24 protein-coding genes are annotated in these 26,339 nt (G+C 74.5%); 9 read left to right on the top strand and 15 right to left on the bottom strand.

The window, feature by feature from the left end; all coding sequences use genetic code 11:
- Nucleotides 1-62: 62 nt before the first annotated feature.
- The 3 genes from ACIRST_RS03130 to ACIRST_RS03140 are packed head-to-tail and all read left to right on the top strand — an operon-like array spanning nt 63 to nt 2,379.
- On the top strand, nt 63-479 hold the full coding sequence (locus ACIRST_RS03130) for a GntR family transcriptional regulator (protein ID WP_350521990.1): 417 nt from the start codon (nt 63-65) through the stop codon (nt 477-479).
- The gene (locus tag ACIRST_RS03135) at nt 476-1,318 is read left to right on the top strand and encodes an ABC transporter ATP-binding protein (protein ID WP_350521989.1); all 843 of its coding nucleotides are present in this window, start codon (nt 476-478) and stop codon (nt 1,316-1,318) included. The genes ACIRST_RS03130 and ACIRST_RS03135 overlap by 4 nt, the downstream gene beginning before the upstream one ends.
- A complete protein-coding gene (locus ACIRST_RS03140) occupies nt 1,315-2,379 on the top strand; it encodes a hypothetical protein (protein ID WP_402799548.1) in 1,065 nt (354 codons plus the stop codon). The genes ACIRST_RS03135 and ACIRST_RS03140 overlap by 4 nt, the downstream gene beginning before the upstream one ends.
- A gap of 44 nt (nt 2,380-2,423) precedes the next feature.
- Here the strand turns inward: ACIRST_RS03140 and ACIRST_RS03145 are convergent, their stop codons facing one another.
- Both ACIRST_RS03145 and ACIRST_RS03150 read right to left on the bottom strand, forming a co-directional pair.
- On the bottom strand, nt 2,424-3,641 hold the full coding sequence (locus ACIRST_RS03145) for a pyridoxal-phosphate dependent enzyme (protein WP_402799550.1): 1,218 nt from the start codon (nt 3,639-3,641) through the stop codon (nt 2,424-2,426).
- A 124-nt stretch (nt 3,642-3,765) separates the two neighbouring features.
- Nucleotides 3,766-4,320, bottom strand: a complete 555-nt coding sequence (locus ACIRST_RS03150; RefSeq protein WP_350521986.1) for a YceI family protein — start codon at nt 4,318-4,320, stop codon at nt 3,766-3,768.
- A gap of 165 nt (nt 4,321-4,485) precedes the next feature.
- On the opposite strand from ACIRST_RS03150, the gene ACIRST_RS03155 reads away from it, so the two are divergent.
- The gene (locus ACIRST_RS03155; RefSeq protein ID WP_350521985.1) at nt 4,486-4,788 is read left to right on the top strand and encodes a hypothetical protein; all 303 of its coding nucleotides are present in this window, start codon (nt 4,486-4,488) and stop codon (nt 4,786-4,788) included.
- Nucleotides 4,789-4,843: 55 nt separating this feature from the next.
- Here ACIRST_RS03155 and ACIRST_RS03160 read toward each other — a convergent pair whose 3' ends face one another.
- A complete protein-coding gene (locus ACIRST_RS03160) occupies nt 4,844-7,660 on the bottom strand; it encodes a penicillin acylase family protein (protein ID WP_402799553.1) in 2,817 nt (938 codons plus the stop codon).
- Between the two features lie 221 nt (nt 7,661-7,881).
- Here ACIRST_RS03160 and ACIRST_RS03165 point away from each other — a divergent pair, with 221 nt between their 5' ends.
- Nucleotides 7,882-9,201 (top strand): SUKH-4 family immunity protein, encoded by a 1,320-nt coding sequence (locus tag ACIRST_RS03165; protein ID WP_402799555.1) that lies wholly within the window; start codon nt 7,882-7,884, stop codon nt 9,199-9,201.
- A 39-nt stretch (nt 9,202-9,240) separates the two neighbouring features.
- Here the strand turns inward: ACIRST_RS03165 and ACIRST_RS03170 are convergent, their stop codons facing one another.
- The 3 genes from ACIRST_RS03170 to ACIRST_RS03180 all read right to left on the bottom strand — a co-directional run bounded on the left by ACIRST_RS03170 (nt 9,241) and on the right by ACIRST_RS03180 (nt 11,712).
- Nucleotides 9,241-10,110 (bottom strand): N-acetylglucosamine kinase, encoded by an 870-nt coding sequence (locus ACIRST_RS03170; RefSeq protein ID WP_402799557.1) that lies wholly within the window; start codon nt 10,108-10,110, stop codon nt 9,241-9,243.
- 43 nt (nt 10,111-10,153) lie between these two features.
- Nucleotides 10,154-10,750: a DUF1349 domain-containing protein gene (locus ACIRST_RS03175; RefSeq protein WP_402799559.1), complete on the bottom strand. Its 597-nt coding sequence runs from the start codon at nt 10,748-10,750 to the stop codon at nt 10,154-10,156.
- Nucleotides 10,751-11,025: 275 nt separating this feature from the next.
- A complete protein-coding gene (locus tag ACIRST_RS03180; protein ID WP_402799561.1) occupies nt 11,026-11,712 on the bottom strand; it encodes a macro domain-containing protein in 687 nt (228 codons plus the stop codon).
- Between the two features lie 289 nt (nt 11,713-12,001).
- Between ACIRST_RS03180 and ACIRST_RS03185 the strand changes: the two genes are divergently transcribed.
- Together ACIRST_RS03185 and ACIRST_RS03190 are read left to right on the top strand one after the other, a co-directional pair.
- On the top strand, nt 12,002-13,621 hold the full coding sequence (locus ACIRST_RS03185; protein ID WP_350521980.1) for an ADP-ribosyltransferase domain-containing protein: 1,620 nt from the start codon (nt 12,002-12,004) through the stop codon (nt 13,619-13,621).
- 160 nt (nt 13,622-13,781) lie between these two features.
- Nucleotides 13,782-15,968 (top strand): HelD family protein, encoded by a 2,187-nt coding sequence (locus tag ACIRST_RS03190; RefSeq protein ID WP_402799562.1) that lies wholly within the window; start codon nt 13,782-13,784, stop codon nt 15,966-15,968.
- 100 nt (nt 15,969-16,068) lie between these two features.
- Here the strand turns inward: ACIRST_RS03190 and ACIRST_RS03195 are convergent, their stop codons facing one another.
- The 4 genes from ACIRST_RS03195 to ACIRST_RS03210 all read right to left on the bottom strand — a co-directional run bounded on the left by ACIRST_RS03195 (nt 16,069) and on the right by ACIRST_RS03210 (nt 19,541).
- Nucleotides 16,069-16,647 carry a phosphatase PAP2 family protein gene (locus ACIRST_RS03195; protein WP_396548750.1) on the bottom strand — a complete coding sequence of 193 codons (579 nt, stop codon included), beginning with the start codon at nt 16,645-16,647 and terminating at the stop codon, nt 16,069-16,071.
- Nucleotides 16,640-18,130 carry a diacylglycerol/lipid kinase family protein gene (locus ACIRST_RS03200; RefSeq protein WP_402799564.1) on the bottom strand — a complete coding sequence of 497 codons (1,491 nt, stop codon included), beginning with the start codon at nt 18,128-18,130 and terminating at the stop codon, nt 16,640-16,642. The genes ACIRST_RS03195 and ACIRST_RS03200 overlap by 8 nt, the downstream gene beginning before the upstream one ends.
- Before the next feature lie 164 nt (nt 18,131-18,294).
- A complete protein-coding gene (locus ACIRST_RS03205; protein ID WP_402799566.1) occupies nt 18,295-19,137 on the bottom strand; it encodes a universal stress protein in 843 nt (280 codons plus the stop codon).
- Entirely contained in the window at nt 19,134-19,541 is a 408-nt protein-coding gene (locus ACIRST_RS03210) for a DUF302 domain-containing protein (protein WP_350521976.1), read from the bottom strand. Before ACIRST_RS03210 ends, ACIRST_RS03205 begins: the two co-directional genes overlap by 4 nt.
- On the opposite strand from ACIRST_RS03210, the gene ACIRST_RS03215 reads away from it, so the two are divergent.
- Nucleotides 19,540-20,001 carry a DUF6059 family protein gene (locus tag ACIRST_RS03215; protein WP_402799570.1) on the top strand — a complete coding sequence of 154 codons (462 nt, stop codon included), beginning with the start codon at nt 19,540-19,542 and terminating at the stop codon, nt 19,999-20,001. The genes ACIRST_RS03210 and ACIRST_RS03215 overlap by 2 nt on opposite strands.
- Here the strand turns inward: ACIRST_RS03215 and ACIRST_RS03220 are convergent.
- From ACIRST_RS03220 to ACIRST_RS03240, 5 genes are all read right to left on the bottom strand, one after another.
- Complete coding sequence (locus ACIRST_RS03220) at nt 19,946-21,010, bottom strand: SDR family NAD(P)-dependent oxidoreductase (protein WP_402799571.1); 1,065 nt, start codon at nt 21,008-21,010, stop codon at nt 19,946-19,948. The two genes, ACIRST_RS03215 and ACIRST_RS03220, sit on opposite strands and share 56 nt — an antisense overlap.
- 1 nt (nt 21,011) lies before the next feature.
- The gene (locus tag ACIRST_RS03225) at nt 21,012-21,812 is read right to left on the bottom strand and encodes an AfsR/SARP family transcriptional regulator (protein ID WP_350521973.1); all 801 of its coding nucleotides are present in this window, start codon (nt 21,810-21,812) and stop codon (nt 21,012-21,014) included.
- A 274-nt stretch (nt 21,813-22,086) separates the two neighbouring features.
- The gene (locus tag ACIRST_RS03230; RefSeq protein WP_402799573.1) at nt 22,087-23,769 is read right to left on the bottom strand and encodes an MDR family MFS transporter; all 1,683 of its coding nucleotides are present in this window, start codon (nt 23,767-23,769) and stop codon (nt 22,087-22,089) included.
- A gap of 193 nt (nt 23,770-23,962) precedes the next feature.
- A complete protein-coding gene (locus tag ACIRST_RS03235) occupies nt 23,963-24,556 on the bottom strand; it encodes a TetR/AcrR family transcriptional regulator (protein WP_350521971.1) in 594 nt (197 codons plus the stop codon).
- A 112-nt stretch (nt 24,557-24,668) separates the two neighbouring features.
- Nucleotides 24,669-25,271 carry a flavin reductase family protein gene (locus ACIRST_RS03240; RefSeq protein WP_402799576.1) on the bottom strand — a complete coding sequence of 201 codons (603 nt, stop codon included), beginning with the start codon at nt 25,269-25,271 and terminating at the stop codon, nt 24,669-24,671.
- Nucleotides 25,272-25,529: 258 nt separating this feature from the next.
- On the opposite strand from ACIRST_RS03240, the gene ACIRST_RS03245 reads away from it, so the two are divergent.
- Nucleotides 25,530-26,294, top strand: a complete 765-nt coding sequence (locus ACIRST_RS03245; RefSeq protein WP_402799577.1) for an SDR family NAD(P)-dependent oxidoreductase — start codon at nt 25,530-25,532, stop codon at nt 26,292-26,294.
- Nucleotides 26,295-26,339 lie beyond the last annotated feature (45 nt).

Here is a 26,339-nt window from a genome sequence, read left to right on the forward strand (position 1 = left end):
ACTAGTGTTCTACTGAACCATAACAATTCACGGGCAGGCCTCAACGACCGAGGAGATGCCCCGTGATCGAATTCCATGTGGACCGGGCGGACAGCCTCCCGGCCTACGCGCAACTCGTGCAGCAGGTACGGGAAGCGCTCAGGCTGGGGCTGCTGAAGCCCGGCGACCGCCTCCCGGCCGTCCGTGACGTCGTCGTCTCGTGCACGGTCAACGCGAACACCGTGCTCAAGGCCTACCGCGAGCTGGAGCACGGCGGCCTCGTCGAGGCCCGGCAGGGCTCCGGCACCTTCGTCACCGGCTCGCTCGGCGCCGTCGAGCCGCACGACATGGCGCGGCTGCGCACCGGGCTCGCCCGCTGGGTCGCCGAAGCCCGCGAGGCCGGGCTGGAGGACGAGGACGTCAAGGCCCTGGTGACCGCCGTGCTCGCCGAGGAGCCGGCCGCCGCCGAGCGCGACACGCGCCAGGGAGCCGGGGCGTGACCGCGGTCCTGGAGGCGCGCGGACTGACGAAGCGCTACCGCGGCGTCACCGCCCTGGACGACTGCAGCTTCGCGCTCCCGGCCGGCGGGGTGGTCGCGCTGGTCGGCGCGAACGGTGCGGGCAAGTCCACCCTGCTGGGCATCGTCGGCGGCATGCTCAAGCCCACCGCCGGGGAGTACCGGGCGGACGGCCGGGTGGTGCTGCTCTCCCAGGACAAGCCGCTCTACCGCGACTTCAGCGTCACCGACATGCTGAACTTCGGCCGGCACACCAACCACGTCTGGGACCAGGCCCGCGCGCTCGCCTGGCTGGCCCGGTTCGACGTCCCGCTGGGCCGGCGCTGCGACAAGCTCTCCGGCGGGCAGCAGGCCCAGGTCGCGCTGGCCGTCGCACTCGGCGCCTGCCCGTCGCTGCTCCTGCTGGACGAACCGCTGGCCAACCTCGACCCCGTCGCCCGCAAGGCCGTCACCGGCGAACTGCTCGCCGAAGTCGCCGAGACCGGGATGACGGTGCTGCTGTCCACCCATGTCGTCGCCGAACTCGCGGGCGTGGGTGACCACTTACTCCTCCTCTCGTACGGCCGGAACATCCTGGACGGCGAGGTCGAGGACCTCCTGGCCCAGCACGTGCGGCTGACCGGCCCGCGAGCCGAACGGCCGCCCGTCGAGGGGCAGGTCGTCCACGAGAACCACACCGCCCGGCAGTCCACCTTCGTGGTGCGCACCCTGCTCGGCGCGGCGACCCCGCTCGGCGCCCCCGGCTGGACCGGCCACCCCGTCACCCTGGAGGACCTCGTGCTCGGCTACCTGAAGACCTCGCTCGGGGAGACCGGACGGTGAGCGCCCCGGCCGTCTCCCCGCCACCCGCCGCCACCCGGACCGCGCCCGCCGCCCGGGGACACCTGTGGCGCGGCATCCTCTGGCTCGGCTGGCGCCAGCACCGCTGGCAGCTGATCGGCGCCGCCGTCACCACCCTCGCCCTCCTGGCCTGGATGGCCGTCAACGCCGCCGACCTGCAGAGCGCGCTCGACCTGTGCCACGGGCCGGACTGCTCCAAGGCCGTCGCGGACGACCGGCTCGCCCGGATCAGGCACGCCGCCGACATCGCCGGCTACCAACTGAACCTGGTGGTCCTGCTGCCCGCGATGTTCGGCATGTTCATCGGGGTGCCCCTGCTGGCCCGGGAGTACGAGCAGCGCACCCTGCTGCTCGCGTGGTCCCAGGACATCAGCCCGCGGCAGTGGCTGTTCGGCAAGCTGGCCGTGCTCGGCACCGTCGTCGGCGGGCTGGCTGCCGTGCTCTCCGCCGAGTGCCTGCACGTCGCCGGGCTCGTCCACCTCGCCGACCGGCGGAGCCTGTTCGAGGGGACGCTCTACCAGGCGGGCGGCTGGCTGCCGCTGACGCTCGCCCTCGGCTGGGGGATGTTCGGCGTCGCGGTGGGCGCGGGGCTGCGCCGGCTGCTGCCCGCGTTCGTGGCGGTGCTCGGCGCCTTCGGCGCGCGGACGATGCTGATGGAGCAGCTGCGGCCGCACCTGATGGACCCGGTGACCCGGACGATCCAGCTGGGGGCGGAGCACGGCCAGGGCCTCGACCCGTTCGCGCCGGTGGCCGACGAACTGCTGCTGGACGGGGGCAAGGCGCCGTTCGTCGACGCCGCCGGGGCCCTCCACCCGTACAACGAGGTGATGGGGCAGTGGTGCGGCGCCGTCCCGGACGGGCGGACCGCGGCGTTCACCGCCTGCCTGCAGGAGCACGGGCTGACCGGGATCCAGCAGAGCCTGCAGCCAGCGAGCCGGCTGGGCACCTTCCACCTGATCGAGAACGGGCTGAACCTGGGGCTGTTCGTGGTGTCCCTGGCGGTGACCTGGTGGCTGGTGCGCCGGGCCCGCACCACGGTGTAGCGGGGCGCGGGCCCGGGGGCCGCCGGTGGCCCGGCGGGGAGGTCCTAGCCGGTGATTCCGGCGGCCCGCAGGCGGCGGAGGACGGCGTCCCACTCCGGGGTGACGGGCTCGGTCCGGCGGCTGCCGACGCCCAGGTCCTTGAAGCCGGTGGAGGTCGACACGCACACCACCGGTCCGTCCGACAGGTCCGGCTCGCCGAGGCTGCGCAGCCCGGCCAGGCCGGCCGCGGCGGAAAGCTCGGTCCACAGGCCGGCGCGGGCCAGCTCGCGCTGGGCGTCGGCGAGGCGGCCGTCGTCCAGGGTCAGCGCCCGGCCGCCGCTCTCCCGGACCGCGACCACCCCGCGGTAGCCGCTCACCGGGGAGGCGATCGAGTAGGCGTTGCTCGGACCGACCGTCACCTTGGCGGCCGGGAGGCCCTCCTCGACGGCCCGGGCCAGCGGCCCGGAGGCCGCCGCCTCGCAGGAGTGGATGCGCGGCACCCGGTCGGTCAGGCCCAGGCGGCGCAGCTCGGCGAAGCCCTTCCAGACGCCGAAGAGCAACTCGCCGTACCCGGTGGGCACGAACACCGCGCTGGGCACGCCGACGTCCTGGAAGATCTCGTACGCGACGGTCTTGTAGCCCTCGGGGCCGTACGCGTGCCCGGTGTGGGTGGTGGTCAGGTTGCTGACCGGGTGCAGGCCGAGCCGGTCGACCACCTGGCGCAGCAGCGGCCAGCGCGCCTCCCACGGCACCGGGAGCACCACCGCGCCGTACGCGTTGAGGAAGGCGTCGACGTTCGGCGGGACGTCGGGGCCGGTGAACACGACGCAGCGCAGCCCGGCGCGGGCGGCGTAGGCCGCGGCCGAGGCGCCGTGGTTGCCGGAGGAGGCGACCGCGATGCCGGGCGCGCCGACGCCCACGGCGGCGCCGGTGGTGCAGCGGTTCAGCCGGTCCTTGTGGCTCCAGGTGGGGTTGCGCGACTCGTCCTTGACGTACACCCCGGGCTCGATCTCGACCAGCGGCGTGGCGCCCTCGCCCAGGCCCGGCGCGAGCAGCGGCGGCAGCAGGGGGGCCCACCGCTCCAGGCCGCCGCGGGTCGCTGCGGGGGCGAACAGGCTCGCCGGGTCGGCCTTGTCGTAGGCGTAGTCGACCTCGACGGGGTAGGAGACGTCCTCGGTGCCGGTGCCCGGGCAGCCCGCGGTGAGCGGGGGCCAGAGCGGGTAGTCGAGGTCGGGGTCGCCGAGGGAGCGCTGGCCGGTCGCGAGCGAGTCTGTTGTTGCCATGTCAGGAGACTAGCCGGGCGGTGGGCGTCCGGTCCGGCGGTTTCCGGGCTCCCGCCCTGGGGTCGGCGGGGTGCCGCGCCGGGGTTGGCGGGCTCCCGGCGGAGCCGCCGGGCACCCGCGGCGGTCACTGGTTCTGGCGGACCGCGGAGATGTCGAACTCCAGGACCACCTTGTCGCCGACCAGGACGCCGCCGCCCTCCAGCGCCGCGTTCCAGGTGACGCCGAACTCCTTGCGGCTGATGGTCAGCGAGCCCTCCAGGCCCACCCGCAGGTTGCCGTACGGGTCGACGGCGTTGCCGGTGTACTCGAAGTCGACGGTGACCGCCTTGGTGACGTCCTTGATGGTGAGGTCCCCGGTGACCCGGTAGTCGGTGTCGGACTTCTGCTCGATCCTGGTGGTGCGGAAGGTGATGTCCGGGAAGTTCGGCGCGTCCAGGAAGTCGTTGGTGCGCAGGTGCTGGTCGCGCTGCTCGACGCCGGTGTCGATGCTCTCGGCCTTGATCACCAGCTGGGCGGTCGAGCGGGTCGGGTCCGCGCCGTCGAGGTGGGCGGTGCCCTCGAACCGTTGGAACGCGCCGCGGACCTTGGTCACCATGGCGTGCCGGGCGACGAAGCCGATCCGGGTGTGGGTGGGGTCGAGGACGTAGTCGCCGGTGAGGTCGGAGAGGGTGGCGGGCATGGTCGGTGTGCCTCCTGGTACGGGTGTCGGCCCCCGGCCCGGGGGTGGCCGGGCGGTCCCCGGACCACGCTAGGGGCACTCCCCGGGCGTCGCCCGTCGGATTGGGCCTCTGCGGGGCGGGGGAGGGATGGGACGTCGGAGGAGTCGGACGACCAGGGAGCCGGGATGGACAGCGGGATCGGGGCCGTGATCGAGGCGGTCCGGGCGGCGAGGACGAAGATCCGGGAGGACGCGTTGCCGATGGCCCGGGAGAGCGGGCGGGAGCCGGTGCCGGCGGCGGAGGAGGCGACGCTGTTGCGTGCGATCGCCGAACTGCTCGACACCGTGGGCGAGTTGGTCGACTCGACCGCCGGGCGGCTGACCACCGGCGCCACTCGGACGACGTACATGGTGGCGCGCCGGCGGCTTCGCGACGAGGCGAACAACCTGAAGGGGGACGCGGAGGTCGCCGCCGCCCGGGTGAAGTGACGGCTGAGGACGGCAGCCCCCGCCGGGGTTCCGGCGGGGGCTGCCGTCCGGCGGCTCAGCGGTGGGCGGGGAACTGCACCACCTGCTGGTAGGTCGGGCGGTTCTGCCAGGTGGTCTTGGCGTCCGTCACGCCGCCCAGCGGGCGCTGGATGACGGTGTCGGCGCACCACTGGTCGCCGGCCGAGCAGTCCGGGTCGCCCGGGTAGACCTGGGCCGGGGTCTGCGCGGCGGCGCGCTTGAGGGTGTCGAGCAGGACGTTCCGGCAGGCGGTGAGGTCGCCGCCGCCGCAGAACGGGCGGGCGAGCGGGCCCTTGACCTGGTCGCCGAGGACGGCGCGCAGGTCCTTGTCGAGGTAGCTCCACCAGCCGTACTGGAAGGACGAACCCTTGTGCGGGATGCCCTCGTTGGCGCTCACCGGGCCCCCGCCGGGGCCGGTCTGCCCGCCGGAGGGCGACTCGTTGATCTGCAGGGCGCCGGTCAGCGCGCCGAACAGCTGGTCGCCGAGGCCGGGCCGCATGACGCCCTCGGCGACCAGCGGCCACCAGGCGTCCAGCACCCGGATCGCGGTCGCGTCCGCGTAGGTGTGGCTGCCGGGCGAGGTCTCCTGCCGCCGGGCGCCGTCGGCGAGCCAGGCCTCCAGCTGCTGCAGGGCGGTGAGAGTGGCCGGGTCGGTGACCGGCGCGCTGCGCAGCACCCGGATCAGGTCGGGCAGTACGTCCTCGGCCCGCAGGTCGGCGAGCGCGGCGCTCTCCATGGCCTGGGTGAGGGAGACCCGGCTGACCTTGCCGCCGCCCTGCAGCAGCGCCTTGACCCGGTCGTCGAGCAGGTTGCCGCGGTGCACCGAGCCGTTGCCGAAGCCGGCCGAGGTGTAGCCGTTCGCCTGCTTGTTGTTCCAGGAGACGTAGTAGTCCTGGTCGACGGACTGCGGGTGCTCGGCCGCCGGGGTGTACCGGGCGGTGTTGGCGGCGGGGTCGAAGTCCGCCCACTCGAAGGCGGGTTCGGCGCGGACGGGCAGTCCGGCGTCGACGCCCGGGGCGCGCACCGGGTTGCTGCCGGAGTTGTAGTACGCGATGTCGCGGGAGTCGGCGTAGAACCAGTTGAAGGTGTAGTCGATGTCCTGCGCGGCCCGCTGGAAGCTCGCCGCGTCGTGCACCGCGCCGGGGTCGTTGAGCTCCTGGAAGCCGATGATGGATTCGGCCTCGTGGCGGTAGGTGGAGCGCAGTGAGGTGAAGGCGACGGGTGCGCCGCCGACCGTGCCGCGCGCGGTGACCAGGCCGTACTTCGAGCGGTACATCACCAGGGTGTAGGAGCCGGCCGCGGTGGAGTCCGCGGTGGTCGGGTTCCAGGCGTTCTTGCGTTCCAGCCGGTCGAGGGGCACGCACTGGCCGTGCCAGAGGTAGGAGTTCGAGGCGGTGGTGACCGGCGAGCCGTCGGTGGTGCAGAGCGGGACGGCGTAGCTGTCGGTGATGTCCTGGCCGGCCGAGGTGGCGCTCCAGGCGTAGTCCTGGCCGCGGCCGAGCTGCACGTAGAAGCTCAGGCCGGCGAAGGCGGCGCCGCGCGCGCTGATCCCCGGGCCCTGGATCTCCTCCAGCATCAGCAGCTGCGGGGCGAAGTAGCCGGTCTGCGGGCCGAACACGGCGACGGGGTGGCCGTCGTCGGTGTGCGCACCGGAGACCAGCAGGGCGTTGGACATGCCGTGCTTGGCGGTGAGCAGGTTGCCGGGCAGGACGCCGTTCGCCTTCGTGGCGGCGGTGTTCGCGGAGCCGGTGGCGTCGTAGATCATCCGCTCGGGCACCACCGAGCCGGGGTCGGGCAGTGCCTCGCCCTGCGGCCGGTCGGGGACGGTCGCGTACGGGAAGCTCTGCCCGTCGTGCAGGGTCTGGACGGCCTCGGGGTCGTCGGACTCGCGCAGCGACTTCCAGAGCGCGTCCCCGGCGTCCTTGCCGTAGCGGGCCTCGGCGGCCGACTTGACCTGGGCGGAGGCGAGTTCGTTGCCTCCGCCGGAGCCGAACAGGGCGCCGACCACGGAGGCGAGGGCGACCAGGTCGGTCAGTTTGAACGGCTCGATCGACCCGGCGTTGGTGATCGGGTCGATGTGCCCGGTCAGGTCGTACTCGCCGGGGAAGGTGCGGGCGTTGTAGGACTCCTTGGCGTACTGGTTGATGCCGTCGAGGTAGGCGTTGGCGTCGGCGAGGGCCTGGGTGGCCCGGCCGCCGCGGGCGGCGATGGCGTCGATCTGCTGCTGCAGTTCGGCCTCGGTGTACGGCGCGGCCTGCCAGAAGCTCTGCTCCAGCTGGCGGTTGGCGGCGGCACCGCCGGCGAAGCCGGACAGCTGGCCGCGGCCGACGTGCCGGAAGAGGTCCATCACCCACAGCCGGTCCTGGCCGGCGGCGTAGCCCGCGCCGAACTCGGTGCCGTAGCGGGTGGTGCCGGTGATGTGCGGGACGCCGGTGGCCTTGTCGCGCACGATGGTGACGTCCGGGCGGGGGTTGGTGGTGCTCGCGACCTGGTCGGCGGGGACGCCGAAGGAGGCGTCGTCGAAGAAGTCGCGGAGCTTGGCCTCGGTGAGGCCGGGGTAGCCGGAGGCGAGCGCGGCGTAGGGGCCGAGCTGGTCGTCGGTGTGGGCGGGGCGGGTGCCGAACATCCGGTTGAGCAGGATGTCGGCGAGGGTGGCGTTGCCGTTCTCGCCGGGCGGCAGGATGTCGGCGCAGTGGCCGCCGCAGTAGTCGCCGGCGGCGGCGCTCGGCGCGGTGGGGGCGGCGGCCGCGGTGGGGACGGCGGTCAGGGCGGCGGTGACGAGCAGGGCCGACGCGAGGGCGGCGGCCGCCTGGGATCGGAAGGGGTGTCGGAGGGGGTGGGGGTGTAGGCGCAAGGCGGACTCCTCCGTCGAAGCCACGAGAGCTCGACGGTAGGGGCGCTACTGGCCGGTTGGCTAGTGGCGTGCATGCCATTTCCTGTGGCACGCCGCGGAGTTGACGCCTCCCGGGCCTGGGCGGCCGGTGCGTTCGGGCCGGTTGTCGGCGGTGTCGGCTAGGGTCGGTCGCGTCGAGGCAAGATCGTCCGTCGGAACGGCGGGGGAGGGGGCGAGCGGGCATGGGCGCGGAGCGGGACGCGGTGTCGAAGGAGAGCGTCGGGGCGGCGGAGGACGCCGGGGCGGTGACGGGAACGAAGGTCCCGGTGCCGGAGGGCTTCGGGCCCCGGGAGCTGCCCGCCGGTCTCACCCACGGGCCGAGCCGGGCGCGGCTGGCTGCCGGGGGCCTGCCCCGCTGCTTCGCCCACCTGGACCTGACGGCGTCGTGGCACGAGCCCATGGCGACGGCCGCGACGTGGTACGACGGGCTTCGGGAGGACGGTGCCGAGGCTCTGGTCGTGCTCGGCGAGACGACCTACCGCGACGCGTTCGGCGACGCCCTCGCCGATGTACTGCTCGACGGAGCCACCGGCGAGGTGTACCTGGCCTGCCGGGACGACGCCGGTGCCCTGAAGCGGGACTTGCTCGCCAGCGGCCTGGACCCGCTGGTCGCACTGATGATCGAGGTCGAGGCCGTCACGGCGGGTGCCGACGAGCCGTACGAGCCCGAGGAAGGCGAGGAGGACGAGGACGGCGAGGAGGACGAGCCGCGCGGCCCGGCGGCGGTCGCCGAGGCCGCCAGGATCTCCCTGGAGCGGATGCGCGCGGCCGATCCGGAGCTGTTCCGGCGGACGGCCGGCCGGCCGGCGCACTGGGAGACGGCGATGCGGGTCCGGGCGCTCGCCTGGGGGGCACTGCCCGGTGAGCCCGGCGGCCTGCGGTACGCGGTCGACGCGTCCCTGGTCGAGGAGCTCGCGGCGCTCACCGACGGCACCGTCCAGCGCTTCGAGGAGTCGGACCTGCCCGCGGAGCTCTGCCACGCCCCCACGCGGCGGCTGCTCACCGGGATCGGCCTGCCGGTCTCCGACCGGGGGGTGTTCCGGATCGACACGGTGGGGCCGCTGTACACGATGGCGGAGATCTTCCCGGACCTCTACGACCCCGATGACCCCGAGTACGGCGCGGAGCACCGCCGCGACCACCAGGGCGAGTTCCTGGCCCTCGCCGACTGGCCGTACGAGTTCACCGTCGCGCTGGACGGTGCCACCGGCCGGGTCGAACTCCCGGCCTGGTTCGACGACGGCGAGCCCGCCGCGTACCTCCACCGGGACGTCTCGGCCCTGCTCTACGTGGTCTGGACGTACGAGCGCCTGCGCGCCGACCGGCGCCGCTGGGGCGGTCGGTACGCGCCGGTGCCCTGGGAGGTCTTCCACCCGAGCGAGCTGCTGGACGCCGCGGCGGAGGAGGCCCTGCGCAGGCTGGACCCGGAGGCCTTCGCGTCCGATACGCACTTCTGGCCGATCCGGGTCGACGACGGCCACATGGGGGGCCTGTTGGAGTAACGGCGGGCGGCGGGTGACGGGCCGCGGGTGACGGGCCGATCAGGGGGCCGGCCGGGCGAGCAGGGCGGCGGCGGTGGCCGCGTCGGTGACCGGCAGCAGCGGGGCGAGGTCGGCGAGGCCGTGGAGCAGGTGCTGTCGGATCGGGCCCGGTGCGGTGGCCACCGAGCCGGTCAGAACGAGCGGTTCGCCGGGTACGGCGGTCGCCCGGACCAGCGCGGCCAGGTGGTCGGCCGCGGCGCGGGCGATGGCGAGGGCGTCGGCGTCGCCGGCGTCGGCCAGTCGGGAGACCAGCGGGGCGAGTTCGGCGAGCCGGCGCGGCGGGCCGTCGTAGGCCCAGCGCAGCAGCCGGTCGGGGGAGTCGGCGGCGCAGTGGGCGCGCACGGCGGTGCCGAGCGGGCCGTCCGGGTCGGCGTGGGCGTGCCGGAGCGCCTCCCGGCCGAGCCAGAAGCCGCCGCCCTCGTCGCCGAGCAGCCAGCCGAGTCCGCCGCTGCGGGCGAGCGTGCGGGTGCCGTCGAGGCGGACGCAGATCGCGCCCGTCCCGGCGATCAGCACGGTGCCCCGGCCGTCGGCGACGCCGCCGCAGGCCAGGGCGGGGACGGTGTCCGGGACGAGCCGGACCGGGCAGCGGAGGCCGAGCGCGGTGCGGACCAGCCCGGCGAAGCCGTCCGGGTCGGGCAGCGCCCGGTACCCGGCGAGGCCGACCAGGCAGGCCGCGACCCGGGCCGGGTCGAGCGGCCCGAGCGCGGCCGACACCGCGGCGGCCAGCTGGTCGACGGCGCCGGCCCGGGCCTGCCCGGCGGGGTTGGCGCCGCCGCTCTCGCCCCGGCCTAGCGGCGTGCCGGAGGTGTCGAGGACGACGGCGCGGGTGCGGCTGCCGCCCGCGTCGACGCCGAGGCGGAGGGTGGTCATGGGGCGGCTCCGGTGGGTGGGCGTGCCCTGGGTCGATCAGCCGTCAGTCTGCCAGGTGCAGCGTCACGTCGGCCGGGCCCTGGGCGAAGCGGGTGAACCGGACCTGCAGGCCGTCCCGCTCGGGTGAGGCGCAGAACGGCCCGGCCGCCGCGGGTGCCGCCGGCGGGAGCGGGGCCAGCCGGATCAGGCGCCAGGGGCCGTCCTCGCAGCGGGCGCGGACCGTCACGGCGTCCCCGCTGCGGCTGGCTCTGACGGTCACCTCTCTGCCGTGCCACTCGGGCACGGGGGCGAGCGACCAGTCCGAGACGCCGCGGGTGACGACCGCGCCCAGGTGCGGGAGGCCGTCGCTCATCTCCACCCCGGCCTTGATCCAGGTCTGCGGGTCGACCCGGATCAGCAGGCCGGCCTGGTCGTAGAGGGCGCCGAAGTCGGCGACGAAGGTGACCTCGGTCGCACTGCCCGGCGGGAAGCCGGTGAGCAGCGCGTGCCCGTCGTCGCGGACGAAGCCGTAGCCGGTGGTGCGCCAGAAGTCGCTGCGGCCGCGGGCGGTGACCAGGAGGTCGGTGCCGTCGGCCCGCGCCCGCTCGGGCTGGTTGAGCCAGCTGCCTTCGTGCCAGGCGATGTCGCGGGGCGGGTGCATGGGAGGCCTTCCTTCCGGTCTGCCAGCCGACGGCTGCAGGGGGCTGCAGGTGGCTGCAAGGGCTTTCAGAAAGGGCCATTCAACACCCGCCCGGGTGGGCTTGGGGAGGTTTGTCAGGGCAACAACACGGGAGGGATCGGGGTGTCCTCCTTACGCTTCGGAACCCCGGCCGGGCGGGCGGCCGCGGGCGTGTACGGAACGGGCCGTGCGCCGGGCGGTCGGCGCGAATTGACAGACCGTCAGCATGGCTCGGATGGCGGATCGTCAGCGCCTCCTCAGGACCTGCGCCCCGGGGTGCTGCGGCGCGCGGGCGGCGTGATGCGGACCCGCTCGGTGACGGGTGCCCGCTCGATGTCGTCCAGCTGGGCGAGGACGGTGGCGCGCAGGTCGTCGTCGTCCTCGAAGTGGTGGTCGTTGAAGAGGGTGTAGCCCGTCCACATCAGGTTGGCGCAGACCCGGGCCGGCACCCGCCCGGTCTGAGCGCCCATGCCGACCAGCGCGACCGACCGGATGGAACCCGGCTCCAGCCGGTTCTGCCGGTGGACCGCCTGGAAGGCGGCGGCGCAGGCCAGTGCCACGTTCAGCGTCTCGCTCACGTTCTGCGAGGAGGTCTGCATCGTCGGGGCCGAGATCAGGAAGCGCGGGCTGACGGCCCCGGACGGCACGCACACCGCGCTGCCGACCGGGAGCGAGCCGGCGTGCCGCGCGCGGATCGCCCGCTGCACCCGCAGCTGGATGCCGGCGCCCAGGTGGCGCTTGATCGCGGCGTCCGTCCCGCCGTCCATCCGGCCACGGGAGTTGGTGGGGCTGACCCAGGCGTCGACCTCGGTGGCCAGGATCGAGGCGTTGCGGATCTCCACGCCGGGGGTGTCGGCGAAGGCCGACCGCCACGACTCGACCACCGTCGCGTTGAGGTCGGTCAACACCACCTTGAGCGGCGACTGCGCGCGGTCCGTGGTCATGCGGGGGCTCCTGTCGGTCGGGGGTGGTTCCTGCTGACGTCCATGAAGCTAGCCCGCGGCACTGACAGTCCGTCGGTGCCCGCCGGCCGCGGCCGGGGCCGGCGTCCGGCACGCCGGACCGCGGGCGGCCGCCGACCCGGACCGCCGCCGTCCGCCGGCCCGAATTGTCGGTGCCCGCTGGTAGGACTGTGGTGTCCGCCAGGGAAACCGACTGGCCGTCACATCCCTTTCGCCTGCCATTCGTGCGGCCCCGACCGTCCGGGCCGCCTCACAGTCTTGGGGCACCACCATGAGCGCTGCCGACACCTCCGCCACCCAGCCCGACCCGAACGACCCGCTCGCCCTCGCGGAGCTGTTCACGGGCGGCGGCGAGCCGTGGCTCCCGCTGCTGAAGCCGGTCATCGAGGCCCAGCCCGGCGCGGCCTCGTTCATCGGCCCCGGCCGCGGCCCGGACGTCGTGCCGGTCCGCGAGCTGACCTTCCAGGCGCTCAAGCCGCACGCGCCGCACAAGTGGAAGGTCGTGGTCTTCGGGCAGAACCCGTACCCGCGGCCGGAGAGCGCCACCGGCATCGCGATGTTCGACAACACCTTCCACGACTGGAAGGACAGCAAGTTCGGCCGGGTGGTGAGCATCCGGTGCATCATCAAGGCGGCGGCGATGTGGAAGTACGGCATCGCCAAGAAGACGCCGATCGCCGACATACGGGCGCTGCTGAAGGAGCAGGAGACCGTCCAGCCGCCGGAGTGGTTCCAGGCGATGCTCACCCAGGGCGTGCTGCTGCTGAACGCGGCGCTGACCGCCAGCAGCGACGGCGCGATGGGGCCGGACCAGCACACCGCGTTCTGGCGGCCGGTCGCCGAGCGGATCGTCGAGGAGATCCTCCGGGCGAAGCAGCAGGGCCCGGAGGAGGACCGCTACGTGGTCTTCGCGTGGTGGGGCGCGCACGCGCGCAACCTGAAGAACGTCGTGCTGCGGCTGCAGAAGAAGTACCCCGAGGTCGAGGTCCGGCACCTCGACCACGCCAACCCGGCCGCGCAGGGCGACATCTTCTGCGACGGCGAGCACTTCGCGACGGTGAACGACGCCCTCGCCGCGCTCGGCGCCGAGCCGGTGGACTGGCTGCCCAGCACCGGCTGGAACGCGCAGTCGGCCGACGGCGGCGGGGCGGACGGTGCGGTCGCGGAGCGGATGGGCGCCTTCATCGCCTCCACGATGGAGCTGCACCAGCTCTACCTGGACCGCCTCGCGAGCGTGAAGGACGAGGGCCTCGTCCTGCCCGCCATCACCGGTGTGTTCGACACCCCGCTGATGGGCTTCCGGGAGGCCGCGGCCCCGGTCGCCGAGGTGCTGCGGGGCCTGGGCCGGCACGTCGAGCTGTCGCACGAGTTCGGCAAGCGGCGGGCGGACGAGGCGGGCACCGGCCCGTCGGCCGACGAGATCGCCGCGCTGTACCTGTACACCTGCGAGTCCGCGTTCTACCGGGAGATCAACGCCGTCCTGCGCTCGCCCGACCGCAGCCGGCTGGTGCCCTACCTCCCGTACCTGCGGCTGCTGTTCGCGGCGGTGTCGCGGCTGCCCGTCCGTACCGAGCCGCTCTGGCGCGGGGTCTCGCTGGACCTGCGCCGGCAGTACCCGCTGGGCAAGACGGTGACGTGGTGGGGCGTGTCCTCCTGCACGTCCAAGCTCGGTGTGGCGCAGGCCTTCCTCGGCAGCCGCGGCAAGCGGACGCTCTTCGAGGTGCGTCCGGCCAGGGCCACGGGCATCCAGAACTTCTCGGCCTTCACCGGCGAGGAGGAGTTCATCCTGCTGCCGGGCACGCAGCTGGAGGTCACGGACGTCCGCACCGAGCGCGGCGGGCTGTGCACCGTGACGCTGACGGAGCTGGCGGAGGCGCCCCTGGTGTCCTGAGCCGGTCCGGGGCCCCGCCCCGCCCCGTCTTCGCCCTGGCCCTCGCGCTCTCTCCTCGTTCCCAGATTGCGTAACCAAGTCAGTAACTTTACTGAGTTCAGTTATGCTGGATCCCGAGCGAGTGAGCTCGCTGGCTCGGGACGGGAAGGGACGCGGAACGATGACCTCGGAAGTCCAGCGGACGGCGCCGGAAACCCGGCACCTCGACGACGAGCTGCGGCGGGAACGGGCCTACGTCGAGTCCTGCCGGGCGGCGACGGCCCGGCAGGTCGAAGATGCGAGCCACCAGGTCGTCGCCGGGGAGGACGTCTCCGGCGACGGTGCCAGCGCGGAGGCACTCGGCCGGTACCTGCGGACGCGCGCCAAGCGGATGAGGGAGCTGCCGGAGAGCCCGTCGTTCTTCGGCCGCCTCGACTTCGCCGACACCCCGGAGGCGGGGGACCACCGGCGCCAGCGCTACTACGTGGGCCGTCGGCGGATCTCCGAGGATCCGACCGTCCCGCCGCTGGTGGTCGACTGGCGGGCCCCGGTCTCCCGGGCGTTCTACCAGGCGAGCGCCCACACCCCGCTCGGACTGGCGCAGCGCCGACGGTTCGGCTGGGCGCCGTGGAGCCTGGGCCGCCCCGACGAGCTCACCGGCCTGGAGGACGAGCGCCTCGACGGAGCCGGCCGGAGCCCGGCGGGCAACGGCCCGGGCGGCATCCTCGCCGCCGAGATCGAGCGGCCCCGCACCGGCCCGATGCGGGACATCGTCGCCACCATCCAGCCCGAGCAGGACGAGCTGGTGCGGGGCGGGCTGAGCGAGTCCGTCTGCGTGCAGGGCGCGCCCGGCAGCGGCAAGACCGCCGTCGGCCTGCACCGCGCCGCGTACCTGCTCTACAGCTTCCCGCAGCGGATCCGGCGCGGCGGCCTGCTGGTGATCGGCCCCAACCGCACCTTCCTGCGCTACATCGCCGAGGTGCTGCCCGCACTCGGCGAGATCGACGTCGGCCAGTGCACCGTCGAGGACCTGGTCGCCGACCGGCCGGTCGCGGCCGTGGACGACGAGCGGGCCGCCGCCGTCAAGCAGGACGCACGGATGGCGACGGTGCTGCGCCGGGCGCTGTACGCGCGGATCCGCACGTCGGGCGCGGAGCCGCTGTCCGTCCCGGACGGCTCGTACCGGTGGCGGGTGGCGCCGGAGCGGCTGGACCGGATGGTCGCCGAGCTGCGCGCGCAGGAGCCGCCGTACGCGATCGGCCGGGAGAGCGTCCGCACCCGGGTGGTGGCGATGCTGCAGGACCAGGCGGAGCGCCGGGCTGGCGTGATGTCCGGCGGGTGGCAGCGGAAGGTCGGCCGCTGCAAGCCGGTCGCGGCGTTCCTGGAGGCGGCCTGGCCCGCCCTGCGGCCGGAGGCCGTGGTCGCCGCGCTGCTGAGCGACCCCGCCGTGCTGGCCGAGGCCGCCGACGGGGTGCTCGACGCCGGGGAGCAGGCGGCGGTCCTGTGGCGCAGGCCGCCGCGCTCGGCGAAGAGCGCGAAGTGGTCCGAGCACGACCTGATGCTCCTGGACGAGGTGGCGGGCCTGATCGAGCGCCCGGCCGGCTTCGGTCACGTCGTGGTGGACGAGGCCCAGGACCTCTCCCCGATGCAGTGCCGGGCGATCGCCCGCCGCAGCGCCTTCGGCTCCCTCACCGTCCTCGGCGACCTCGCCCAGGCGACCGCCCCGTGGGCCGCCCGCAGCTGGCCCGAGCAGCTCGCCCACCTCGGCAAGCCGGAGGCCGCGGTGGTGCCGCTGACCACCGGCTTCCGCGTCCCGGCCGACGTGATGGCGCTGGCCAACCGGGTGCTCGGTGCGCTGGACGTGGACGTGCCGCAGGCGGTGTCGCTGCGGCGGGACGGCGAGCTGACGGTGCGCCGGGTCGACGGCTCGGGCGGCGGGGGTGAGGCAGAAACGGGCGGAACAGGCGGGACAGGCAGGACAGGCGGGATAGGCGGGACAGGCGGAACGGGCGGTGCGGCCGGGCTGGGCGGTGCGACGGTCGCCGCCGTACGGGCCGCGCTGGAGCGCGAGGGCTCGATCGCGGTGATCGCGGCGGACGGCGCGGTGGCGGAGGCCGACACGGCGCTCCGGGCGGCCGGGATCCCGACGGCCTCGGCCGAGCAGGTCGGCACCACGGCCCGGGTGACGGTGCTGCCCGCCTCGCTGGTCAAGGGACTGGAGTACGACCACGTGGTGGTCCTGGAACCGGCCGCGATCGTCGAGGCCGAACCGCGCGGCCTGCACCGGCTGTACGTCGTGGTGACCAGGGCGGTCTCCCGGCTGGACATCCTGCACTCCCGGCCGCTGCCCGCACCGCTGGCCGGGTGACCGGGACCGCCGCCCCGAGGCAGCCGGGACGGCAAGCGGGGTGGACGCGGTGCCCGGGCGGGCCGCGCGTCCGTTCGGGGCCGGTGCCCGGGCGGGCCGCTCAGTCCCCGGCGAGCCGCAGCGGCACGTGCCCGACGGCCAGGGCCGCCGCCGCGGCCGCGAAGCCGAGGACCGCACCGGCCGCGACGTCGCCCGGGTAGTGCACGCCGGTGTGGACGCGGGAGTAGCCGACGGCGACCGCCAGCGCCCCGAGCGGCACCGCCGCCGGGGGCAGCACCACCCCGACGGCGGTGGCGAAGGCCGTCGCCGACGCCGTGTGGCCGGACGGGAAGGAGGCCGACTTCGGCATCGGCACGTGCCGGGCCACGTCCACCCGGGCCTCCTCCCGGTCGGGCCGTCGGCGGCGGACCAGCCGCTTGCCGAGCAGGTTCGACGCCGCCGAGGCCAGGGCGACGGCGCCGACCCCGACGGCGGCCGCCTGCCGGGGACGGCCGGGCAGGAGGGCGAGGCCGGCGGCGACGGTCAGTGAGATCTTCGAGTGGTCGGCCGTCCGGGACAGCCGCCGCAGCGCGGAGTCCAGGGCCGGCGTGGGGGTGGCGGCCACGGCCGCGTACAGGGCGCCGTCGATCGCGCGCAGGTCGGCGAGGACGGCCGCCGCGGAGACGTTCCGGTCAGGCACGGGACCGCCCCCCGCCGTTTCGCCCGTCTCCGTCCCGGCCGCGCCCGCCCCGGTCCTGCGCGTCCCGGTCCTGCGCGTCCCGTTCGTCCGGGGCCCGCCCGGAGTCCGGCGTGCCGCGGCTGAAGGCGAGCGTGGCCAGCTGCCGCCAGTCCACCCGCTGCCGGGTGGGCGCGACGCCGGGGCGGTCACGCGGCACCAGCACCCGCAGCGCGCCCGGGCGCAGCGTGCACACCACCGGCGTGGGCAGCCGCAGCGCCTCGCCGTCGACGGCCACCGGGATCTCGGCCTCTTCGGACGTCACCTCGACCCGGCGCGCGGTCAGCACCGTCAGTCCGGTCGCCTGCGCGCCCCGGACGGCCAGTTCCGCGGCCTGTGCCGCGCCCTCGACCCTGATGCCCGTGACGCCGAGCAGGCCGCTGTCCAACCGGGCGCGACGGCCGCCGCTTTCGAGGTCGTCGGGGGAGCCGTACGGGTTGTTGCTGATCAGCAGCGCCTGCTGGGCGGAGAGGGCCGCGACGCTGCCGCCCTCGATCCGGGCGTCGACGCGCCGCACCCCCTCGCCGACCAGGAGGTCCGGCAGCAGGTTCAGGGCGGTGCCGGCCTTGGCGTCGCGGTACTCGGGGCGCTGCACGACGTCCGCGTACACCCCGAAGGAGACCGTGTTGACGAAGGGCCGGCCCGCGACCTCGCCGAGGTCGATCCGCAGTTCCTCGCCGGCGGTCAGCGCGTCGAGGCAGCGGGACGGATCGGCGCGGTCGAGGCCGAGGTCCATCGCGAAGTGGTTGCGGGTGCCGGCGGAGATCACCAGGAACGGCAGCCCGTGGTCGGCGGCGACGGCCGCGACCAGGGCCTGGGTGCCGTCGCCGCCCGCGACGCCGAGCAGGTCGGCGCCGCCGGCCACCGCCTCGCGGGCGAGTGCGGCGACGTCGGCGTGCACGGCGGGGTCGAGCAGGACCACCCGGGCGCCGAGCTCTTCGGCCCGCTCGACCAGGCCGAAGCGGCCGACCTTCCCGCCCCCGGACTTCGGGTTCATGATCAGTACCGGGTGCACCGGCCGGGTGGCGGGGACCGCCGGGTTCGCCCCGCTCGGGCGCACGCGGCGCAGTGCCGTCCGGGCGAGGGCCAGCGCCGCGCCCCAGCAGAGGAACAGCACCAGCGCCGTCGGCCACAGGTCGTGGTAGGCGAACAGCACCACGAGTCCGATCGGCGCGGCGACCGTGAGCAGCCCCCCGACCAGCCGCAGGGCGCCGCGGTGCGCCAGGAACCACCAGGCCCCGGCCGCCCAGACGACCAGCACCACGAAGCCGCTCGCCACCACGGCCAGACTGCCCTCGCCCAGGGCGATCAGCAGCACGACCACGGCACCGACCGCGGCCAGCAGCGCGCACCGCGCGAGCACCCGTGCGGTCACGTCCCCCTCGGGGCCCACCTGCCGCGTCCCGTCGATGTCGTCCTCCCTGAGCCGTGCCCCGGGTGTGCCCACACGAGCCCGGTCCGTGCCAGCAGCCTGCGCACTCCCGCCCCGGCGGGCATCCCGGCCAGGCTGTCCGGGTGAGCCCCGACCTCCGGGCCCTCGCCCTTCGAGTCCCGGCATCCCGGCCCCGCCCTCCCGAGCCCCGACCGCGGTCAGCGCCGTCAGGGGCGCGGTCAGGCGTGCCGGACGAGGGCGACCGGGCAGCGGGCGTGGTGGATCGCCGCGTGGGCGACCGGGCCGAGGTGGGCGCCGAGCAGGGTGCGCCGGACGCGCCGTCCGACGACGAGCAGTCGGGCGGCTCCGGCGGCGTCCACGAGGGCGACGGCGGCACTGCCGCGGATCAGGTCGGTCGTCACGTCCAGCTCGGGGTAGCGCGCCCGCCAGGGCTCCAGCAGCTCGGTGAAGCGGGTCCGCTCGACGGAGGAGAGCTCGGTCTCCAGGCCGCCGATCGCCTCGAAGGCCATGTACTCGCTGCCGACCGGCGGGGACCAGACGTGCACCACGCGCAGCGGGGCCGAGTACCGGACGGCCGCGTCGAAGGCGAAGGCGAGCACCTCCTCCATCGGGTGGACGAGGTCGAGGCCGACCAGGACCGGGCCCTCCGGCTCGTCCTCGCCGGGGCGGACCAGGACCACCGGGCAGCCGGCCCGGCGCAGGACCTCGTGGCTCACCGAGCCGACCAGGAAGCCGCGTACGGCGCCCAGGCCGCGGGAGCCCAGCACGAGCAGGGCGGCGTCGCGGGAGGCGTCCTCCAGCGCCGCGGCCGGGCCGTCGGGGACGAGTGCGGAGCTGACCGGGACCTCGACGAGGGCGCGCAACTCGGTCTCGCGGGAGCCGAGTCGCTCCACGGCGTGCCCGCGCTCCCGCTCGTCGTCGGCCGCGTTCCGCTTCGGTCGGGGCCGGGCCTGGAGGAGCCGCAGCGGGCAGTCCCGGCGCTGCGCCTCGCGGGCCGCCCAGGCGGTGGCGGCGACGCTCTCGGGTGAGCCGTCGAAGCCGGCGACGACCGGCCCGGTCACGGCCCGCTCCGGGAGCCGCGCAGGGTGTCGAGCGCCGCGCCCAGCCGCCGGGCCGCCTCGTCCGCGACCTCGCCGAGCCCGCCGTCGGGGCCGGCCAGCGCGACCAGCGTCTGCGGGTCGACGGCCTCCACCACGGTGGCGCCGCCGTCGGCGCGGACGACGACGTTGCAGGGCAGCAGCAGTCCGATGCGGCGGTCGGCCCCGAGCGCGCGGTGGGCGAGGGCGGGGTTGCAGGCGCCGAGGATCAGGTAGTCCTCGATCTCGGCGTCGATCTTCTCGCGCAGGGTCGCCCGGACGTCGATCGTGGTCAGGATGCCGAAGCCCTGTTCCTTGAGGGCGGCGGTGACCGCCTCCACCGTCTGCGCGAACGGCCGGTCGAGCCGTACGCCGATCCCGTAGTCCATGGTTCCTCCCGGGGGTCGCGGCCCCAGTATCGGCGGCGGCCGGGCCCGGCGCCTTCCGGGCCGGGCGCCCGACGGCGGCCCGCCCGGAAGGCGCCGGTGCCTCCAGGCGGGCTTGAGGCGGGGCGGGCACGCTGGCTGCCCGCGCTGGACGGGACGCCGACAGGAGGCGGACGTGATCGCTCTGTGGTGGGTGCTGCGGGCCCTGGCCGCACTGGTGGGGTGGCTGTGGTCGGGATTGAAGGTGCTCGGCGGGGCGGACATGTACGAGGCCGCCGCACGCGCCGCCGCGGCTCCGGCGGAGGTGCCGGAGCCGCGGCGACTGCGCGGTCCCGCCCCGGGTCACCCCGAGCGACTGTGCCCGGAACTGCCCCTGAGCGAGGTGGAGTTGCGGTTGTTCAGGGAGCTCAGTGCACTCCCGGAGCCGCCCGGTCGGGGTGAGGGCCGGCGGTCGGCTGGTTGAGCGGGGTGCGGGTGGGGCGTGGTCGGTCCGCGCCCACCAGCGCGGCGGAGAGCTCCCAGAGCCGGTCGGCGCGCTCCGGGTCGAGGGCCGCGGGGAGGTAGCCCCGGGCCGGCGCCGTTCCCTGCCACGGGCCGGCGACGGCGCAGTCCTCCAGGTAGGCCCCGCCGGTCTCCGCGAGCTCCGGGGCGACCGCCGCCCACACCGAGGTGGCCGCGCCCTGGGCCGCCGTGCGCAGGCGCGGGTCGGGCGTGCCGTCCGGGCCGATCAGGCCGACCGCGTGCTTGGTCTCGGTGCTGAGGTGGCGCTGGAGCCCGGTGAGGGTGGCGCCGGGGCTGACGGTGTTGGCGAGCACGCCGTGTTCCCGGTGCCGGGCCGTGAGGGCGACGGCGAACAGGGCGTTGGCGGTCTTGGACTGGGCGTAGGCGAGGTACGGGTCGTACGGGCGGTGCTCGAAGTGCGGGTCGTCGAGGTCCAGTCCGCCGAGGTGGTGCGCGCTGGAGCCCACCACGACCACCCGGGCGTGCCCGGCCGAGTGCAGCGCGGGCAGCAGCCGGACGGCCAGTGCGAAGTGGCCGAGGTGGTTGACGCCGAGGTGGGTCTCGAAGCCGTCGGCGGTGCGGCCGGGGGGCACGCCCATGACGCCCGCGTTGGCGATCAGCAGGTGGACGGGGTCGCGCCGGCGCAGCAGGCCGTCGGCGAACTCCCGGACCGAGTGCAGGGAGCCGAGGTCCAGCGCCGCGACGGTGACGGCCGGGTTCCCGGTGCTCCTCCGCAGTCCGGCCGCGACGGCCTCGGCGGTCCGCGGGTCGCGGGCGCCGATGACCACCCGGGCGCCGGCCCGTGCGAGGGCGCGGGCGGTCTCCAGGCCGATGCCCGAGGCTCCGCCGGTGACCACCGCGGTGCGGCCGGTCAGGTCGTGGCCGGCGACCACGTCCAGGGCCGTGGGGGCGGGCGCCGGCGGTCCGGTCGACGTACTCGGCGGGACGGCGGACGGGGTGACGGGCCGCATGTCAGCCCCTCCTCGCCCCGGAGCCGACCGGCATCCGCTGGACGGCGGGGCCGTCCACCCGCAGCACCTGCTGGTGGACGCGTTGGAGCTCCGCCGACGGGTCGAGCCCCAGCTCCTCGCCGAGCAGCCGGCGCACCCGCTGGTAGGCGTTGAGGGCGTCGCCGCGCCGGCCGGAGCGGTTCAGCGCCAGGATCAGCTGGGTGTGGAACCACTCGTTGAAGGGGTAGGTGCTCACCAGGGTCTGCAGCTCGGCCACGAGTCGGCGGTGGCGCCCGAGTTCCATGTCGGTGCGGACCCGGGCCTCCAGGGCGCTGATCCGCCGCTCCTCCAGGTGGGTGGCGTAACTCGCCAGCACCGGGCCGCAGCTGACGTTGGACAGGGCCGGCCCGCGCCACATCGCCAGGGCGTCCGCCAGGAGTCCGGCGGCCCGGAGCGGTTCGCCGTCCTCGTTCAGCAGCCGGGCGTCCTCGACGAGCCGGTCGAACCGGGGTGCGTCGAGCTGCCGTTCGTCGATCCGCAGGACGTAGCCGGGGAGGACGGTGGAGATCATGTGCCCGGCCGCCTCCTCGCCGACCTCGGCGGCGAAGGCTTTTCGGAGCTGGTAGATGTAGGTCTGGGCGGTGGTGACCGCGCTCCGCGGCGGGCGGTCGTCCCACAGCTCGGTGATGATCGAGTCCAGGCTCACCACCTGGTTGACCCGCAGGAGCAGCAGGGCCAGCAGCTGACGGGTCTTCGGGGGGCTGGGCGTCCGCGGGCAACCCAGGTGGCTTACCTCCAGTGGTCCCAATACCTTGAAATCCATGGGAAGCTCCTCGCCGGTCGGCTGAATCCTCATGAACGCGGGTGGCCGGCCCGTTTTGGTGGCCGGCCTGCGATCAGGACCCTAGGAGCGTTGTCGGGGAACGCTCAAGGCGAATGCTTCCAATGGGGCGCCGGACACCCACCTTCGGGGTATCCGGCGATGTCACTGAAGAGAGATGGCGCGCGGCGCGGTCGCTGTGCGATCACCCGTACGGGGGTGACGGGTGGGCGCTGGGCGGCCGCGCCGCGGCCGGCTTCTCGGGCTTGACGTTCCGTCAGCTCTGACGCTGCGTCAAGCCTCCTTCGTATCCGCCTGGTTGGGCGGGGACGTCGAAGGCGTCGACCGGGCGGTCGGCGTCGGGCGAGGCGCCGTCGGGGGAGGCGGCGGAGTCGTCGCCCTCGTCGTCCTCGTCGAGGTCCAGGTGGGCGAACTCGCCCAGCGGGACGCTCTGGTCGAGGTGCACGTTCTTGAGGAAGGCGGAGATGACCAGCACCCCCACCATCACCGGGGTGAGCCAGAAGAAGACGTCGGTCAGGGCGTCGCTGAAGGCCAGCCGCAGGCCGTCCCGGATCGCCGGCGGCAGGGCTTCGACCACGGTCGGCGACACCGAGCCGTCGGACGGCACGGCCGCGACCTGTGCGGCCGTCAGGTGCTTGGCGAGGCCGTGTTCGTACTGGTGGGCGAAGAGCGCACCGAGTGCGGCGAGGCCGATCGAACCGCCGATGCGCTGGGAGAACGCCGCCGTCGCGGTGCCGACGCCGAGGTCGCGGCGCTCGACGGTGACCTGCACGGCGATCACCAGGGGCTGCATCATCAGGCCGAGGCCCGCGCCGAGGATGGTGACGTAGACGGCGAGCAGCCACCAGCCGGTGTGCTCGTTCATCGTGGAGAGCAGGAACATGGTGAGCGCGCCGATCACCGCACCCACCATGGGCGACCACTTGTAGCGCTCGGTCTTGGTGATCAGGTTGCCGCCGACGACGGAGGAGAACATCAGGCCGACCATCAGCGGCAGGGTGAGCAGCCCGGTGTTGGTGGCGGTGATGCCCGTGACCAGCTGCAGGAACATCGGGATGAAGGTGGCCAGGCCGTTGACGCAGGTGAAGACGAGCATGCTGGCCAGGCAGGCGAGCACCACCGTGCGGACGGTGAACAGCCGCAGCGGGATCAGCGGATCGGGGGCGTACCGCTCGGCCACGACGAAGGCGGCGATGAAGACCGCCATGCCCGCGAAGAGTCCGAGGATGGTGGTGGAGGACCAGGCGTACTTGGTGCCGCCCCACGAGGTGGCCAGCACCAGGCAGGTGAGCGCGCCGGCCAGCATCAGGAACCCGGCGTAGTCGATCTTCCCGCCGCGGGTCCGCGCCGGCAGCTTGAGCGCGGTGCCGGCCACGGCGAGTGCGACCAGGCCGAGCGGCAGGTTGATGTAGAAGACCCAGCGCCACGTGGTGTGGTCGACGAAGTAGCCGCCGATCAGCGGGCCGGCCACCGAGGACAGGCCGAGGACGGCGCCGTACAGGCCCATGTACTTGCCGCGTTCACGGGTGGGCACGATGTCGGCGATGATCGTCAGGGTCAGCACCATGAGGCCGCCGGCGCCCACGCCCTGGATCGCCCGGAAGGCGATGAGCTGGAAGATCGACTGGGCGGCGCCCGCGAGGGCCGAGCCGGTGAGGAACGCGACCAGGGCGAACAGGTAGAGCTTGCGCCGTCCGTAGAGGTCGGCCAGCTTCCCGTACATGGGGGTCGAGATGCCCGAGGCGAGGATGTAGGCGGTGAACAGCCACGAGGTGTACTTGAGGCCGTGCAGATCCCCGACGATCGCGGGCAGCGCGGTGGCGACCACGGTCTGGTCCAGCGCGCCGAGGGACATGGACAGTAGCAGGGCCGACATGACGACGGCCAGTTGGCGGCGGCTCAGGGGGCTCCGGGCGGCGTCGCCAGCTGTTGGTGGCACGGGTGGCTCCTTGGTGCGGCTGGTCACGAGGACGGTGGTCTGGGGTGGTGCCGACAAGCAGTGGGGAGCGGTGCAGCTGCGGTGGGGCGCGGATCGTGCGGGGTGTGCGGGTCGTGCAGGGGGTGCGGGTCGTGCGGGTCGTGCTGTTCCGGCGGGTCCGACCGGCCGTGCGGGGCCGGTGGATCCGGCGGACTCAGAGGCCGCGTTCGAGTAGGTCGAAGGCCTCGTCGATGAGGTTGGCGGATGTCCGGTCGTCCTCGTTGATCCAGGAGAAGCGGACCGCCCACTGGATCACCGAGAACGCCGAGGTGACCACGACGCTCGGGTAGCTGTCCTTCATCGGGTCGGTGCCCGTCCGCTCGGCGACCGCCAGGATGAGGCTCCGGAAGATCTCCTCCTCGCCCTCCGAGCTGCGCTTGGCCAGGAGTTCGGGGTGCCGGCGCCACAGTTCGCGCCAGAGCTCGGACTCCTCGCGCGCCGGGACGAACGAGTCGGCGATCTCCTGGGCCACCACGCGCATCGAGCGGAACACCGGCTCGTCGGCGGGGCGGTCCTGGAAGAGCGCCGTCAGCGACACGGCCGACCAGGACGGCCGCATCTGGAGCGCCTCGTCCTTGCTGGAGAAGTAGTTGAAGAACGTTCGGGGGCTGATGTCGGCGGCCTCGCTGATGGCCTCGACGGTCATCGCGTCGAGGCCCTTGTCGAGGACCAGTCGGACGGCCGTGAGCGTGATCGCATGTCTCTTGGCCGCCTTCTGGCGTTCTCTGCGTTGATCGGATGCACTCATCACCACTGCACTCTATGCAATCTTGGCGCGGCCTGCAAGAAGTGCAGAGCTTGCACTTCCATCGGATTATGCAAATTTTGCACTGAGTGCAACGAGCGTGGTCCGCGCCGGCTCAGCCCTCCGCGGCCAGGGTGATCGCGGCGGACGCCTCGTCCGGCTGGGCGGGCCACGTCCCGTACTGGCTGCGCCAGTACATGAGCGGGGTGGACAGCCCCTGGTGCGCGGTGCCGTCCACGACCGCGCCCACCAGCACCGTGTGGTCGCCGGCCCGGACGGCGCCCGCCAGCCGGCACTCCGCGTGCGCGATCGCGTGCCGCTCGATCCACGGCAGGCCGGTCACCGGGCTCGCCCGCCACGGCGTCACGCCGAAGCGGTCGCCGGTCCGGGAGGCGAACAGGTTGGAGACCCCCTCGCCGTGCTCGCGCAGCACGTTGACCACGAAGGCGCCGCGCGCCAGGACCGCCGTCAGCACCGTGCTGCGGTTGTCCAGGCAGGCCAGCAGCAGCGGCGGACGGGCGGAGACGCTGCACACCGCGCTGCAGGTCAGGCCCTTGGGGCGGTCCTCCTCGTCGAGCGTGGTGATGACGGTCACCCCGGTGGGCAGCGTGGCCATGATCGAGCGGAACACGCTGTCGTCCACGTGCGGTCCGCTGTCGTCGTAGTCGATCCGCAGCACCCCGCCGTCGGTGTGCCGGTTCCCGGTCTCGGTGCTCATGCTTCCTCCCAGTCCTCGGGTACGCCCCGCGACCGGCCGTCGCGGCCGCGCGGATGGCGGCGAGGCTGGCAGAGCCGTTTCGACCCGGGTTCGAACTCCGGCCGACGCGCCGGCTCGGCCGATGCCCTTGCGGGGGGCCGGAGTCGGGCGGGGGAGAGGTCTCGAACCGCCCTCCAGACGGCCCGGGCAGGCTCGCGACGGGATCCGCTCGATCCCCCGGGAGCCGGCCCGCCCGACACCGGGCCGCAAGGAGGCAGCGTGGAACTCGCAGTCGCGGACCGGGTGGTCCTGGTGACCGGTGCGACCGGAGGGATCGGGCGGGAGATCGCGCGGGCCTTCGCCGCCGAGGACGCCAGGGTCCTGATCGGCTACCACGGCAAGGAACGCGAGGCGGCCGAACTCGCCGACGAACTGGGCGCCGCCAAGGGCCGGGCGCGGGCCGTGCGCTACGCGCTCACCGAGCCCGAGCGCACGCTCGCCGAGCTCGCCGCCGCCGGCGACGGCTGGGCGGACATCGACGTCCTGGTCACCAGTGCCGTCCGGATGATGGGCAGCCGCCGGGCCCCCGGCGTGCACTTCGAGGACGTCGCCGTCGAGGACTGGGAACCGGTGGTGCAGCAGAACCTCGCGCCGACGCTGCGGCTCGCCCAGCTGGTCGTGCCCGGCATGCGGCGCCGCGGCTGGGGCCGGATCGCCCTGCTCTCCTCGCACGTGGCGGTCGACGGCCACCGGGGCCAGGAGTTCTACGGCGCGGCCAAGTCCGGACTGCACGGCTTCGCCCGCAGCCTGGCCTGGGACACCGGGGCGGACGGCATCCTGGTCAACGTGGTCTGCCCCGGGCTCACCCTGACCGAGCGGGCCCTCACCGGCCTGCCCGCCGCGGTGCGCGAGCAGGAGACCGCGCGGACCGCGAGCGGCCGGCTGAGCGCGCCCGCCGACGTCGCCAACGCCGTGCTGTTCGTCTGCTCCGGGGCCAACGGCAACATCACCGGAGAGGTGCTGACCGTCGCGGGCGGCCGCTGAGCGCCCCGGCGGCCGCCCGGCGCCCGGGGACCCCGGGCGCGCGGA

Origin of the sequence: Kitasatospora sp. NPDC101447 (assembly GCF_044767225.1) — a bacterium.
Taxonomy (GTDB): Bacteria; Actinomycetota; Actinomycetes; order Streptomycetales; family Streptomycetaceae; genus Kitasatospora.